12 protein-coding genes are annotated in these 13,770 nt (G+C 69.7%); 6 read left to right on the forward strand and 6 right to left on the reverse strand.

Annotated elements, in window-relative coordinates:
• Positions 1-73 precede the first annotated feature (73 nt).
• The 3 genes from J4H86_RS08810 to J4H86_RS08820 all read right to left on the reverse strand — a co-directional run bounded on the left by J4H86_RS08810 (position 74) and on the right by J4H86_RS08820 (position 2,460).
• Entirely contained in the window at positions 74-712 is a 639-nt protein-coding gene (locus J4H86_RS08810) for a GOLPH3/VPS74 family protein (protein WP_236543012.1), read from the reverse strand.
• A 109-nt stretch (positions 713-821) separates the two neighbouring features.
• Positions 822-1,538, reverse strand: a complete 717-nt coding sequence (locus J4H86_RS08815) for an ABC transporter permease (protein WP_236543013.1) — start codon at positions 1,536-1,538, stop codon at positions 822-824.
• 37 nt (positions 1,539-1,575) lie between these two features.
• The gene (locus J4H86_RS08820; RefSeq protein ID WP_236543014.1) at positions 1,576-2,460 is read right to left on the reverse strand and encodes an ABC transporter ATP-binding protein; all 885 of its coding nucleotides are present in this window, start codon (positions 2,458-2,460) and stop codon (positions 1,576-1,578) included.
• A gap of 197 nt (positions 2,461-2,657) precedes the next feature.
• Here J4H86_RS08820 and J4H86_RS08825 point away from each other — a divergent pair, with 197 nt between their 5' ends.
• The 3 genes from J4H86_RS08825 to J4H86_RS08835 all read left to right on the forward strand — a co-directional run bounded on the left by J4H86_RS08825 (position 2,658) and on the right by J4H86_RS08835 (position 4,982).
• Positions 2,658-3,815 (forward strand): sensor histidine kinase, encoded by a 1,158-nt coding sequence (locus J4H86_RS08825; RefSeq protein ID WP_236543015.1) that lies wholly within the window; start codon positions 2,658-2,660, stop codon positions 3,813-3,815.
• A complete protein-coding gene (locus J4H86_RS08830; RefSeq protein WP_236543016.1) occupies positions 3,812-4,414 on the forward strand; it encodes a response regulator transcription factor in 603 nt (200 codons plus the stop codon). The genes J4H86_RS08825 and J4H86_RS08830 overlap by 4 nt, the downstream gene beginning before the upstream one ends.
• A gap of 67 nt (positions 4,415-4,481) precedes the next feature.
• Positions 4,482-4,982: a DUF1990 family protein gene (locus J4H86_RS08835; RefSeq protein WP_236543017.1), complete on the forward strand. Its 501-nt coding sequence runs from the start codon at positions 4,482-4,484 to the stop codon at positions 4,980-4,982.
• A 127-nt stretch (positions 4,983-5,109) separates the two neighbouring features.
• Here the strand turns inward: J4H86_RS08835 and J4H86_RS08840 are convergent, their stop codons facing one another.
• Positions 5,110-6,642 (reverse strand): MFS transporter, encoded by a 1,533-nt coding sequence (locus J4H86_RS08840; protein ID WP_236543018.1) that lies wholly within the window; start codon positions 6,640-6,642, stop codon positions 5,110-5,112.
• Between the two features lie 64 nt (positions 6,643-6,706).
• The gene (locus tag J4H86_RS08845; protein WP_236543019.1) at positions 6,707-7,261 is read right to left on the reverse strand and encodes an NAD(P)H-dependent oxidoreductase; all 555 of its coding nucleotides are present in this window, start codon (positions 7,259-7,261) and stop codon (positions 6,707-6,709) included.
• A 152-nt stretch (positions 7,262-7,413) separates the two neighbouring features.
• On the opposite strand from J4H86_RS08845, the gene J4H86_RS08850 reads away from it, so the two are divergent.
• The gene (locus tag J4H86_RS08850; RefSeq protein ID WP_236543020.1) at positions 7,414-10,689 is read left to right on the forward strand and encodes a BTAD domain-containing putative transcriptional regulator; all 3,276 of its coding nucleotides are present in this window, start codon (positions 7,414-7,416) and stop codon (positions 10,687-10,689) included.
• 84 nt (positions 10,690-10,773) lie between these two features.
• Here the strand turns inward: J4H86_RS08850 and J4H86_RS08855 are convergent, their stop codons facing one another.
• A complete protein-coding gene (locus J4H86_RS08855; RefSeq protein ID WP_236543021.1) occupies positions 10,774-11,523 on the reverse strand; it encodes an IclR family transcriptional regulator in 750 nt (249 codons plus the stop codon).
• A gap of 123 nt (positions 11,524-11,646) precedes the next feature.
• Here J4H86_RS08855 and J4H86_RS08860 point away from each other — a divergent pair, with 123 nt between their 5' ends.
• Positions 11,647-12,579 (forward strand): dihydrodipicolinate synthase family protein, encoded by a 933-nt coding sequence (locus tag J4H86_RS08860; RefSeq protein ID WP_236543022.1) that lies wholly within the window; start codon positions 11,647-11,649, stop codon positions 12,577-12,579.
• Positions 12,580-12,682: 103 nt separating this feature from the next.
• A complete protein-coding gene (dctP, locus tag J4H86_RS08865) occupies positions 12,683-13,729 on the forward strand; it encodes a TRAP transporter substrate-binding protein DctP (protein WP_236543023.1) in 1,047 nt (348 codons plus the stop codon).
• Positions 13,730-13,770 lie beyond the last annotated feature (41 nt).

Genomic DNA, 13,770 nt, shown 5'->3' on the forward strand with positions numbered 1-13,770 from the left:
GCGAGGCCCTACACGGCGACAGTCTCTCTGGGCACGGCCGCGAGGTCTCGGGCCCGGAGCGACCGCCCAGCCGCTAGGGATTCGACCGCACGGCGGTCACCGCGGTGCGGATCGCGTTCCTGAGCTCGGGGGCCGCCTCGTCGAAACGCCGCTGGAGGAGGGTGAGTGTCGCCCGATATCGGCTGCGCTCCTTCGGTCCCACGAGGCTCCATACGTCCGCCTCGGCCGCGATCACGATCATGGCGATGTCCTCGAAGGGTGCCGTCGCCGCGTCGCGTCCACCGAGCAGGACCTCGCGTGTCTCCTCCCGGAGCGCCGCGACCCGCTCCGGGTGATTGAGCGTCACGGTGCGCGTCGGGAAGAGGCCCAGGGCCCGGCCGCGGGTCACCGTGACGGCGCCGCGTGCGAGGAGCTCCCCCTGCACCAGTTTCTCCGCCTCCGCCATCCGAAGGTAGAGGGCCGTGATCATGTGACGGGGTCTGTCCGGGGGGATGTCGGACAGGATCGCCGCCAGGAACGGGTCGACCGGTGGCGGCGACGGTGTGCGCACGGCGGATCCGTCGGGCCCGTGGAGCCATCCGCCGACCGTCAGCTCCGCCAGGGCCGCCGCGCTGAGAAGTTGCCCCCGGTAGCCGGTGCTCACCGAGTCGAAGCGCTTGCGGTCGAGGTCGTAGCTAAGGAGATAGAGCCGTTGCGGCAGTGTCAGGTCCACGCGTGTTCCTTGGTGTCGTCTCCGTGCGGTGGTCAGTTCTTCGGCGCGCCGGCGTGGCCCCAGACGGGGATACCCGGCGGCGTCGCCACGGGCACCCGCGCCGGTTTGCCTAACGGCGCGGTTCCCAGCGGAAGATCCGCGCGGCCAGAGCCACGGCCACGACGACCCAGCCCAGGGTGGGCGCGAGGAGGACCAACGAGTCCGCGACCGCGACGCCGCCGTTCCAGGCGTTGACGACGAGTTCGCTCGCAGCACCGCCGGGGAGCAGCCGCTTGACCACGGTGAGCTCCTCAGTGCCGGTGAAGGCGACCCAGCCGGAAACGCCGAGGACACCGATCAGGATGGGCAGCGTCGTGACCTGGGCGTGATCGGGTGAGTTGGTGACACCCGCCGTGGCCAACCCGAGGCCCAGCATCATGACGACCGTCGCGGCCGTGGCCGCCGCGAGCAGGGGAACGTTCGCCGGAGCGCCCGCGATCACCGACAGGACCGTCAGCATGACGGCCACCTGTACCAGGGTGATGACGGATACCGGGAGCAGGAGTCCGGACAGGATGGTGGGATCGCCCGCCGCCGTGGAACGCAACCGCTTGAGGAAGAGGTTCTGGCGACGGGAGGCGAGCGTGGTCACGGTGGTGGTGTAGAGGCCCATCGTCACCACGAGGAACATCAGGACGGCGGCGACAGCCCCCAGGGGCAGTCCCGGGATCGTCTCGTGCAGGTAGATGTAGAGGGCGCTGAACGCCACGGGTAGTACGAGCATGGTGACCAGAACCAGGCGGTTCCTGAAGATCTGGATGAGTTCACCGTGTGCGATCGCGAGCATGGTGTCGGTCCTTCCGGTGTGGGACGAAGGGGGCTGGTCACTCGTTGCCGATGGAGCGGAAGACGTCGTCGAGTCGGGTGGGTCCGGCCTCGAGTCCTTGAAGCTCCACACCGTGGTCCTGCGCCCAGGCAAGGAGTGTGTACAGGTCCTTCTGCAGAGCGACGGTCTCGACGTGAAGCGTTCCGTCACCCGCGGCGGCGGCCTGGATCGGCGGGGCGGGCGCGGACGCCGAGAGCGAGAAGCTGATCGTTCCGGGCAGGGTGCGGGTCAGTTCGGCGACCGTGCCCTCCTGGCGCAACACGCCTCGGTGCATGAGACCGATGCGGTCGGCGCGCTGCTGGGCCTCCTCCAGGTAGTGCGTGGTGAGCACGACGGTGGACCCCGCATCGCGCAGCGTGTCGACGGCGTTCCACAGGTCGTCGCGGGACTGGATGTCCAGGCCGGTGGTCGGCTCGTCCAGGAACACCAGCTCCGGCGTTCCGTACACCGCGGTCGCGAAGTCCAGGCGCCGCTTCTCACCGCCCGAGAGCTGGGACACCGTCGTGTCGGCCTTGCGGGTGAGGTCGACGACGTCCAGGACGCGGCGCACGCTGTCGGTTCGCTCGGTGAGTGCGCCGATCAACCGGACGGACTCCCGAACGGTGAGGTCCGGGGAGAACCCGCTCTCCTGCAGCATGATCCCCATCCGGGGGCGCACGGCCCGCCGGTCGCGGGGGTTGTGTCCGAAGACCCGCACCGTCCCGGAGGTGGCGACGCGGTGGCCCTCGATGGTCTCCAGCGCGGAGGTCTTGCCCGCGCCGTTCGTGCCGAGCAGGGCGTAGAGCTCGCCGCGCCGCACCTGGAACGAGAGGTCGCGCACGGCGTGGAAGTCGCCGTAGGTGAGATTGAGCTGGTCGACGTCGATGACGGGCGTAGTGGTCATGTCATCGATTCCAGCCGCGACGGCCCCTCACGCACAGTGGCGCCACGTCACCAGTTCGGTGTGACAACACGCCCCGCGAAACCATGACGTGGTGTCACTGGTGGCGGACCGGAGCCAGGACGATACTGGATGTCGCCCCACGCCCTGACCGCCACCGGAAGGCCCGCCACCATGACCACCCCGCACCCACGCACCCCATGACGACGGAGCAGGCGCGGGACACGCAGGTGCGGCTCCGCAAACTCACGGCGTCGATGGTGACGGGCGCGATCTCCGCCATCGGTGCCCTCCAGGTGGCGAGCGACGCCGACAGCGTCGGGGACGGGCTCATCCTCGGCGCGGGCGTACTCGCGACCTTGGTGGTCCTGACCGGATGGGCCTCGGGATGGCTGTTCCGGGTCCTCCTCCCGGGGCTGGTCGCCACCGCCGCGGTGTGGCTGCTGGGCGTGCTGCTGGTGGACGCTCCGACCGCGTCCTACGGGTTCGCGATCGTGGCCACGATCGCGGTCGTCCAGTTGCCGACTCATCGACAGGCGGTGATCAGCGGCGTCGTCGCCTTCGTCCTCGCCGGGCTGGTGGCGAAACTCCTCGTGTCCGACGTGACGATTCTTGAGCTGGTGGTCCAGTACCTCCTCGTCTCCGCCGCCGTCTCCGTCGGCGGGGTGGTCCTCACCCTCCTTCTCTCCGTGGTCCAGGGCGTCATCGGGGAGTTGGAGAAGGCCCGGGAGCGGGAGGCGGAGCTGGCCGTGATGCGGGAGCGGGTGCGGTTCGCCGGGGACCTGCACGACATCCAGGGCCACACCCTCCACGTGGTGAAACTCAAGATCACACTGGCGCGGCGGCTTCTGCACAGCGACCTCGCACGCGTCGAGCGGGAACTGCGGGAAGTGCACGGGCTGGTCGGCGACACCATCACCGAGACGCGGGACCTCGCCTACGCCGAACGGCGGCTCAACCTGTCCGCGGAACTGGAGAACGCCAAGAACCTCTTCGAGGCGGCGGGGATCCGGGTGAGCGTTGACCGAAGCGCGACAGCCGACCCGCACCTGAGCGAGATGCTCGGCCAGGTACTCCGCGAGACGACCACCAACATCCTGCGGCACTCCGAGGCGACACGGGTGTGGATCACCCAGTCGCGGGCGGGGCTGGCCATCGTCAACGACGGCGCGCCGGCCGGTGACACGGTTCCGGAGCTTCGTGGGCTGTCGACGCTCACCGCGCGGGTGGCGGGCGACGGCGGCGAGCTGACAGTGGAGCGGCGGGACGGGCGGTTCCACACCTCGGTGACCTATCCTGCCCGCCCCACGCCAGGCATCGAGGCCGGCGATCGACCGACACGGGAGGATGACCGATGACCAGCGTGGTACTCGCCGACGACGAGGTCCTGCTCCGGAGCGCGATGGCCTCCCTCCTCCCCCTCGAGGGCGACGTCACCGTGCTCGGCGAGGCCCACGACGGCGAGTCCGCCATCCGGGAGACACTGCGGCATCGGCCCGACGTGCTCGTCATCGACCTGGAGATGCCGGGGGTCGACGGGCTGGGTGCCGTCGCGGCGATTCGTCGAGAACTACCGGACCAGGTGATCCTCATGCTCACCCGCCACGCTCGCCCCGGCGTCCTGCGCAAGGCCCTCAAGTTGGGCGTCCAGGGGTTCGTCAGCAAGTCGGCCGACCCCGGCCACATCACCACCGTGATCGCGACCCTGCACAGCGGCAAGCGATGGATCGACCCGGACGTGTCCGCCCTCGCCATCATCGACGACTGCCCACTGACCGACCGGGAGATCGACGTGCTGCGAGTCACGAGGGACGGATATTCCGTCGCCGACATCGCCGCCCAACTGCACCTTGCCGAGGGGACGGTGCGAAACTACCTCTCCAGCGCCATGACGAAGACGGGTTCCCGTACGCGTCATGAGGCGGCGCGCTACGCCCACGAGCACGACTGGCTGTGAGGCCTGGCCCCGCCGATGTGGCAATGTGACAGCGGACCCGGCCCCGAGCGTTGAACCCGGAGTTCTCGTGCCACACCGCCACCTGAACTACACCCGCCCCGGAGCGACCCGCCTCCCGCATCCTCCCCGTGGCTTCACCCCCACCCGCCGCGCCAACGTCCTTGGCCACGGCCGGGAGTTCTTCACCCAAGCCGCCACGGCCCTCATGGCGTGGGAACTCCACCACCGCGCCGGCCTCCGCGTCCACCCCACCACCCCCCACGCCGAGGAGGGCGCCGAAGTCCTCCTCACCCTCGGCATCGGCCCCCTCGCCATCCCCGCCCCCTGCCGCGTCGTCTACACCATCGACGAACCCCGCCGCCAGGGCTACGCCTACGGCACCCTCGACGGCCACCCCGAACAGGGCGAGGAACTCTTCTGCCTCCACCATCTCCCCGACGACCGCGTGGTCCTCACCATCACAGCCTTCTCCCGCCCCACCCTCTGGTGGAGCCGCCTAGGCGCGCCCGTGAGCCGGCTCGTCCAGAAGTCGATCACGGAGAGGTACCTCAGGGTGCTGGAGGGATAGGGACGCGAATATCCCCTACGTGGCCTTGGCACGTGGAGCATGTTCCGGCGGGTGGACTCGATGCGGCGGCGTACGTGAATGGGGCCCGCGGACTCTTGTCCATGGGCCCCTCCACATCTCCCGGTGCCTACACCAGCCGGGCGTGGCGTAGGCGCCACAGGACGACCGCGATGGCGAGGGCCGCGATCACGGAGCCGAAGATGAAGGCTCCCTGGGTGGCGAGGGTGATGGACTCCGCGGCCGCGTCGACGAGGGTGTCGCCCAAGCCTGCGGGGAGTCCCTCGGCGACGGAGACCGCGCCTCCGGCGCTTTCCTGGGCGGCGGACAGGTCGCCGCCGGTGACCTCGTTTGGCGCGGAGTCGCCCAGGGACCAGCGGTAGATCGCGTTGCCGATGCTTCCCACCAGGGCCAGACCGATGGCGTATCCGAAGCCGGAGCTCACGTCGTTCATGGCAGCGGCGGAACCGGCCCGCTCCTCGGGGGCGACGCTGACGACCAACTGCGCCGCCAGGGTGAGGGCGACCGCCGCGCCGGCGGAGAGCACGGCGAGTCCCACGAGGATTGGCCACACGACCCCTGTTCGCAGGGCGACGATCACCACCGCCGCGCCGGCGACCGCGACCGCGAGGCCCGCGGACAGGGCGACGGCGGGGCGGAGGAACCGGGTGATGACGGGGACGAGCATCGTGGTGACGATGGAGGCCACGGCGGGAACCACAAGCAGCAATCCGACCCGGGCGGGGCTCAGGCCCAGGGACACCTGCAGGTGCTGGGTCATGAAGAGGTCCGTCGCGCCGAAGGCAAGCAGCGACAGCAGACCGACCAGCAGCGCCGCGGGGACACTGGGGCTGGTGAAGAAGCGCAGGTCCAGCAGCGGGTCGGCGAGGCGGCGCTGACGACGGATGAACATGGCGCCGAGAACGAGGCCGACCACGACCGACGCGACGTAGAGCGGCTTGACGCCGTAGGCTGCGCTCTCCTGCAGTCCGAAGATCAAGGCCATGACTCCGCCGACGGACAACGCGATGCTCACGGCGTCCAGGCGGCCGACGAGTGGGTCACGGTAGGCGGGCAGCAGGAAGGGTGCCGCGACGAGGACCACGATCGCGACGGGAACGTTCGCGAGGAAAACCGAGCCCCACCAGAAGTACTCCAACAGGACTCCGCCCAGAGGTGGGCCGAGGGCGGCTCCGCCGGAGAAGGAGGTCATGACGGTGGCGAACGCGACGCCGAACTGCTTGGGGTCGGGGAACATCGTGCGCAGCAGGCCGATGGCCGACGGCATGGCGGTCGCCGCCGCGACCCCGAGCAGGGCCCGCATGGCGATCAACATCTCCGCGCTCGTGGAGAAGGCCGCGACCAGGGACGCGGTGCCGTAGGCGGCGACGCCGATCATGAGCAGCCGGCGACGTCCGATGAGGTCGGTGAGACGGCCCATGGTGAGGACCAGGCCGGCCGCGAGGAACTCTCCCACGTGCAGCGTCCACAGCAGTTGCGCACCAGTGGGGTTGAGGTCCGCCGTGATGGACGGAATGGCGATGAACAGCACCGACATGTCGGTGGCCAGCATGAAGACGGGGAGTGTCAGCACCGCCAGACCGAACCAGGCCCGCAGCGGCGCCTTGGGAGGTGCCTCGGTCTCGGTGTCGATGGTGGTCATCTCGATGGTCCTTTCCGGGAGGTGCCGTGCGACGCTGCTCCGCACGGAACGGTTGAGGTCATGGCTAGGGGTGGCGGGGGTAGCGGCGCCTGGCGTCGCGGAGCACTCGTGCCCACCAACAGAGCCGGTCGAGGAAGTCGTCGGTGTCCTTCTCGGACTGGGCGCTCGGGTTGCGCGGGTCCTCCGAGGGCGGGCCGCGCCGAATGATCAGGGGCGGCAGGGTGTGGCCGTTGGGGACGCCAGGCCACAGCCGCTGGAGCGAAAGGTGTTCCGCTGTGCCTTGGTTGTCGAGGACCAGCCCGACCGGCCGGTGAGTCCAGGCGTCGGCGAACCAGGACCAGGCGGTGTTTGGGGCGGAGACCTCCCAGCGGGGCGAGGTCACCACGATGAAGCCGTCGGCGGTGCTCATTCGGGGCAACAGCGCGGCGATCGCGCCCGGCATCGGGTCACGCTCGCTGTGGTGGTTCCCCACAGCGGCGAGGGACGTGAGGTCGATCTCATCGATGGTCAGGGCGCTGTTCTCCCGCGCCCTCCGCGCGAGGTCGCCGGCGGTGTGACAGGCGCGTATTTCGTCGTTCGCCCTCATCACGGCGATGCGTAGCCGGTCAAAGTCGGTCATGTCCGCCCCTCGGTGGTCCCGGTCTCTCGGCGACTTTCAGACTCCCCGGCGGGGGCTCCAGAAGGACTCCAGAAGGGCTCCAACGGGACTCCAGTCGCTGTTCGAGGGCACGGTGGCCAGCCCGCCTCGGGGCACTGCCATACGGTGGGGACATGCGTTTCGGGATCCTTGGGCCATTAGTTCTGTGGGACGAGTCCGGGGCCCCAGTGCCGATCCCCGAGGCCAAGGTGCGGAGCCTGCTCGCGGCGCTGCTGGCGCGGGAGGGCGGCGCCGTCTCCGCGGACCGGCTCGTCGAGGACCTGTGGGGGCGTTCGCTGCCGGCCAACCCGGCACGCGTGCTGCGCGCGAAGGTCTCCCGGCTCCGTGGCGTCCTGGCGGAGGTGGAGAGTGACGGCCGCGACCGGCTGCGTCACGGCTCCGCCGGCTATCAGCTCCGCGTCGCCATGGGAGACGTGGACGCGCTCCGCTTCGCGGCGATGGTGCGGTGGGCCCGCAAGGAGGGTGACCCACGCGCGCGCGCCACCCAACTGGACGAGGCCTTGGCGCTGTGGCGTGGGCCGGCGCTCGCCGGTCTGGCCGACGAAGAGTTCGCCGCGCCCCTCGCCGCCCGGCTGGAGGACGAGCGACTCTCCGCACAGGAAGACCGCGCCGAGGCACACCTCGCGTTGGGCGGGCACCCGGGACTCGCCGACGAGCTGGCCGCGGTCGTGGCCGAGCATCCCCTCCGGGACCGACTCCGCGCCGCCCACATGCGGGCGCTCTACCAGTCCGGCCGTCAGGCCGACGCGCTGGCCAGCTTCGACGACCTGCGGCACCGGTTGTCCGAGGAACTGGGCGTGGATCCGGGCCCCGAGGTCCTGCGCCTCCACCAGGAGATCCTGCGCCAGGACGAGAACCTGAACGCCCGGAACCACGAACCAGCGTCCCCCACGGCTCTGGCGGAAGCACCCACTGTCCGCGTGACGGCGTCCCCACGGTCAGCCCCGCCGCGCTCCGTCGACAGCACCATCGCCCGAGAACACGAGATCAGCGAGGTTCGCTCGGCGCTGCTTTCTGGCCGGTTCGTGACACTCACCGGGATCGGTGGCGTGGGCAAGACCCGCATCGCACTCGAGGTCGCCCACCAGCCCCCCGCCAACCATCCCGCCGACCAGTCCAGTCCTGCCAAGGCCGCCCCGCGGGCCTGGTGGATCGAACTCGGTGCCCTCTCCGCCGACGCCACGAAGGGCGACGTGCTGGACGCGATGGAGACAGGTGTAGGTGTCCGTGAGGCGACGTCGAGCACCGGGGTGGCGGCCCTGGCCTCCGCAGTCGGGTCAGGGTTGCTGGTGCTGGACAACTGTGAGCACGTCATCGACGCTACGGCCGATATCGTGCACGATCTCCTGCGCATCGCACCGGAACTCCGCGTCCTCGCCACCAGCCGGGAACCCTTGAACGTCGAGGGGGAGGTCGTGTACCCCGTCCCGCCCCTCACCGTGCCCGCCGAGGGCGAGACCCCCACCGTGGAGGACGCGCTCCCCGCGGCGATGCGGTTGTTCGTGCGGCGGGCCGCCGCCGCGGCCCCCGGGTTCCGGCTCGACGACGGGAACGTCGACGCCGTGGCGGCCATCTGTCGCCGGTTGGACGGGTTGCCCCTCGCGCTGGAATTGGCGGCGAACGCGGTTCGATCCCTTGGCGTGGCCGAGCTGGCCAAGCGGCTGGACGACCGGTTCTCCGTGCTGGCGTCACCCAAGCGCGGCGCTCCCCAACGGCAGCGGACCCTGCGCGCGATGATCGACTGGAGCTGGGAACTGCTGGACGAGGTCGAACGCACGGTCCTTCGTCGGATGTCGGTGCACGTGGGGGGATGCACGCTCGACGCCGCGGAGCGGATCACCGACGGCCCCACACTGGTGCCGGGCGGAGTGGTGGGGCCACTGTCCCGGCTAGTCGAACGCTCCCTGATCGCGGTGACGCACGCGGAAACCGGCACGCGCTACCGGCTGCTGGAGTCCATCCGCGCCTACGCCCACGACCGGCTGGTGGAGGCGGGCGAGGCGGCGGCGCTCGCCGAAGAACACCTGAACTACTACACCGACCTCGCCCAACACGCCGACGGTGCCCTCCGTGGGGGCGAACAGCGCTTCTGGCTCATCCGCCTGGACGAGGAGAACGCGAACCTGCGCGCCGCGCTCGACCACACGCTCCGCACTGGGGATTCCGACGGCGCGCTGCGTCTCGCCGCGGCGACCTACTGGTACCGGTGGCTGCGTGGCCGGTATGGGGAGGCCAAGCGGGTGTTGGAGGAGGCCCTCACGCTCGACGGAGGTGACGACGCCCGACGAGCCGTGGTGCGAACCTTGCACGCGGCGGCACAGACCACGGTCCGCGAGCCGGTCGACTGGGCCACGGTCACCGACGAGGCGATCGCGGCACTGGATCCGGAGGGAAACCCGACGCTGCACGGACGGATCCTCGCGCACGTGGCGACGGTGCTGGTGGAGGCCGGGGAGGTCGCCGCCGCCGACAGGCATCTCCGCACGGCTCTGGACCTCGTCGAGACTACTGGCGACGTCTGGGGGCGGGCCGCGGTGCTGTGTGGTCTGGTCTGGGTGCGGTCGTTCTCCGACATCCCCAGCTCCGAGCGCTCTGTCCTCGCCCAGGAGTCCCTCGCCTTGTTCACCCAGGTCGAGGACCAGTGGGGGCAGCTCCAGGCCATGGCGACGCTCTCCCACGCGACCGAGCCCGACGGCGTGATCGCGGACCTGCCCGCCATGAACCGTGAGGGCGTACGGATCGCCGACGGGCTGGGCATGTTGGCGGAGAAGTCCTTCTGGCTGTCCGTCGTCGCCTCGGACGAGGCCGACCGAGGCGACTACACCACCGCCCGGGAGACACTCGAGCGGTCCCAACGGCTCGCCATCGACATTGGCTACGTCTTCGGCGAGCGCTACGCGGAGCTCAGCCTGGGAATGCTGGCCCGCCGCGCCGGCCGCCACGCCGACGCCGCCGCCCACCTCGAGACCTACCTCGCCGACGAGCGCTTCGAGTGCCAGTCCGCCGACGTCGTCCTCGCCTACACCGAACGCGGCTACACCGCCGAACTCATGGGCGACCTCGACGAGGCCTTCCGCTACCAGTGGCTCGCCATCGACCACGCCACCGCCCACGGCCCCCTCCCCTCCCTGGCCCAAGCCCTCCAAGCCCTGGCCTCCACCCTCGCCGCGGCCGGCCACCCGATCCCAGCCGCCCGACTTCTCGGCGCCACCCACCCCTACCGCGGATCGCACCCCACCCCCCTCACCGACTCCGACGATGTCGCCCGGACCGAGAACACGGTGAAGGCGGCGCTCGGAGCGGAAGCACTCGCCCAAGAATTCATACACGGCCAGGCCATGGACCTCCACGAGACGGCGGAATGGGCGAGCAGCGTCGGGGGCGGGTAGGGGGTTCCCTCTCGTGCCCAACGAGCTCGTTGAGTCCGAAGCTTCGCGTTGGTTGAACGAGGTCCGGCGTCCGGAGGATGTCTCCTAACCCCACCCTCCCCCGCTCAGCTCCCTGCCGATGGCGTCCGCTGTGGCCAGCAACGCAGGGAGGTGCTGCTGCTGCAGCACAGTGAGGTCGGCTTGGGGGCGTAGGGCTGTGATGGAGATGGCGGCGTGGAGGGATTGGGTGGGGATGGGGGCGGCGAGGCAGTTGATGAAGTCTTCGAACTCGCCGTCGTCCACGGCCCAGCCGCGTTGGGCGGTGTGGTGGAGTTCCTCGCGGAATTGGGTCCGTGAGGTGATGGTGGTTGAGGTGAAGCGGGCGAAGTCGCAGTCGGTGAGGAGTTCGTTGGCGGTCGACTCGGGGAGACTGGCGAGAATGGCCTTGCTGACGCCCGCGGTGTTGAGCTGGACGGGTTTGCCGACCTGGGAGTAGAGGCGGATGGAACCCGTCGACGGCTCCACCTTGTCGACGTAGACGATGCGGCGGTCGACGACGGCCGCGAGGTGGACGGTGTGTCCACACTGTTCCCCGAGGGTGACCAGGTGGAAGTGGGCGAGGGTTCGTAGGTCGAACTGTTCGCTGGCCTGGTTGGCGAGGCCGATGAGGCGGTATCCGGCGCGGTACTGACCGTCGGCCTCGCGTCGCAGCAGCCCTCCGTTGGCGAGGGTCTGGATGAGCCGGAACGCGGTGGACTTGTGCACGCCGAGGAACTCGGCGATCTCACTCAGGCTCCGTGGTCGCTCACTGACGTGTTCCAGGATTCCGATGGCGCGCTCCACCGTCTGGGACATGTCGGACCCTTTCCCCATCTCGGATGATCACGACGCACATGATCACTCTTGACAGTCGACGCCATGAGTAGGATATTTGCAAAGATTACATCATGCGATGCAATATTTGCAACGGAGCTGGTTGTGACTGTCGACGCATCTCCCCAGGGTCTCCTGCGGGGCGTGTGCCCCGTGCTGGAGGTCCCCTTCACCTCCACCGGGGCCATCGATCCCGATGGGTTCGCCGCCGTGGTCCGTCACGTCGCGGGGACCGGGGTGTCGGCCGTCATGTGGCCGGGTTTCGCCTCGGAGTTCCTCAAGCTCAGCGAGAGCGAGTCCGCCACCCTTCGCGCCACGCTGCTCGCCGAGACCGCGAACCGTGATGACCTCGCCGCCGTCGTCAGCGTGGCCGACCATGCGACCTACCACGCCGTCCGGCGCGCGGTGGAGGCGGCCGAGCTCGGGGCGGACGCCCTCAACCTGCTCCCTCCCTACCTCATGAACCCGTCCTCCGCACAGGTGGTCGGGCACATCGCCGAGGTGCTGCGGGCGGTGGCACCGCTGCCGGTGGTGCTCCAGCACGCTCCCGCCCTGACGGGTTCTTCGTTGGGAACCAACGACATCCTCGGTCTCGCCGCCGAACACGACAACCTCGTGATGGTCAAGGTGGAGGCGGTCCCGCCAGGCCCCGTCATCAGCGCGCTCGCCGAGGCCGCGACCCCACTGCCGAGCATGGTGGGCTACGCCGGTGTGCTGCTCGCCGACGCCCTGCGCCGCGGCGTCACCGGCGTCCAGCCCGGCTGTAGCTTCGTGGAGATCTACCAGGCGATCTGGCGACTGTGGCATCAGGGCGACGAGGACGACGCCCTCGCCCTGTACCAGCGCCTCCTCCCCTACGTCAGTTACTGGATGACGAGCGCGGAGCTCATCGTGGCCGCCGAGAAGCGTGTCAGCAGGGAGCGCGGGTGGTTCGCCAGCGACCACTGCCGGTCCCCGCGCCGCGAGCTCGATTCCGAGGAGCGGGCGACGATCGACCGTTTCCTGGAGGAGTTCAGCGACCTCCTCACCCCCCGCTAACCCCCGTCCTCTTCCCGCGCAGGGCCTCACGCCCGCCGCCACAGTTGTTCCCGTGTTCCCGGCACCGTGTGTGACCGCCGCCCCCCAACCCCTGGAGAGTCCGATGCCGTTCCCTGGTCGGCCACGCGCCTCGTCCCCACGCCGATGGCTGGTCACGTCGCTGGCCGTCGGTCTGGGTGTGACGGTCACCGGCGCGTGTGGCCCCCCGGATGACTTCTCGGTGGATGGTGTGGTGACGATCGACGTCGGCCACAACCAGGCGTCCACGACGGCGCAGCACGAGGTCCTGGAGGAGGTCGCCGAGCGCATCAGTGAGGAGACCGACGGCACGGTGGAGCTCCGCCTGTTCGCCGACTCCCAGCTCGGTCAGCTCGGTGACGTGCCCGACCAGTTCACGGCGGGATCCCCCACGATCGGTGGGGTGAACGCCCCGATCACCGCGGAGTACGGGGTACCGGAACTCGCGGCGCTCAACATTCCCTACGTATTCGGAGAGCCGCGGGACATCGAGCGCTTCGCGGCGTCCGATCTGCACGACGACTGGCAGGACCGCCTCTACGAGCAGGGGTTCGTGCTCATCGCCTTCAACTGGTACCAGGGTGAACGGCACATCATCTCCGACAACCCCGAGGGCTACCCGACCCCGGAGACGATGGCGGGCGATTCCATCCGGATCCCGGCCGGGGACAACTGGGCCGCGTTCTTCGGCGACCTTCCCATCGACGCCCAGCAGATGGACGGCACCGAGGTCTACACGGCGATCCAGCAAGGGATTCTCAACGGCGCCGAGGGCCCCTACGAGCAGATCCTGGGCTGGTCACTGGATGAGCTCGGCACGACGGTCACGCTCACCAGCCACAACTTCGATATCGCCGGATTCGCGACGGGCACGACACTGTGGGAGTCCCTGACCGAGGAGGAGCGCGACGTGGTCGAGTCGGCGTTCCTGTGGGGTGGGGAGGAGTTCTCCGAACGCACGCTCGCGGCGGAGGACTCCCTGCGGGAGCGGCTGGAGGAGGCGGGTCTGGAGTTCGTCGAGGCGGACCAGGACGCCTATCGGGCTGTCGCGGAGGAGTCGATCACGGATGCCCGCTTCCCGGAGTACTCGGACGACGTCCTGGAGGAGATCCGTTCCCTCGGAGACTCCTGACCAGCGTCGCCTTCGACCAACCCCCGCTTCTCGCCCCTGGA

The sequence above is a fragment of the Spiractinospora alimapuensis genome, from assembly GCF_018437505.1.
GTDB lineage: Bacteria > Actinomycetota > Actinomycetes > Streptosporangiales > Streptosporangiaceae > Spiractinospora > Spiractinospora alimapuensis.

Excerpts from the sequence above, each read along its gene's own strand:
- J4H86_RS08850 (WP_236543020.1), top strand. The coding sequence starts at position 7,414 with ATGCGTTTCGGGATCCTTGGGCCATTAGTTCTGTGGGACGAGTCCGGG.
- J4H86_RS08845 (WP_236543019.1), bottom strand. The coding sequence starts at position 7,261 with ATGACCGACTTTGACCGGCTACGCATCGCCGTGATGAGGGCGAACGAC.
- dctP (WP_236543023.1), top strand. The coding sequence starts at position 12,683 with ATGCCGTTCCCTGGTCGGCCACGCGCCTCGTCCCCACGCCGATGGCTG.
- J4H86_RS08820 (WP_236543014.1), bottom strand. The coding sequence starts at position 2,460 with ATGACCACTACGCCCGTCATCGACGTCGACCAGCTCAATCTCACCTAC.
- J4H86_RS08815 (WP_236543013.1), bottom strand. The coding sequence starts at position 1,538 with ATGCTCGCGATCGCACACGGTGAACTCATCCAGATCTTCAGGAACCGC.
- J4H86_RS08825 (WP_236543015.1), top strand. The coding sequence starts at position 2,658 with ATGACGACGGAGCAGGCGCGGGACACGCAGGTGCGGCTCCGCAAACTC.
- J4H86_RS08855 (WP_236543021.1), bottom strand. The coding sequence starts at position 11,523 with ATGTCCCAGACGGTGGAGCGCGCCATCGGAATCCTGGAACACGTCAGT.
- J4H86_RS08840 (WP_236543018.1), bottom strand. The coding sequence starts at position 6,642 with ATGACCACCATCGACACCGAGACCGAGGCACCTCCCAAGGCGCCGCTG.
- J4H86_RS08830 (WP_236543016.1), top strand. The coding sequence starts at position 3,812 with ATGACCAGCGTGGTACTCGCCGACGACGAGGTCCTGCTCCGGAGCGCG.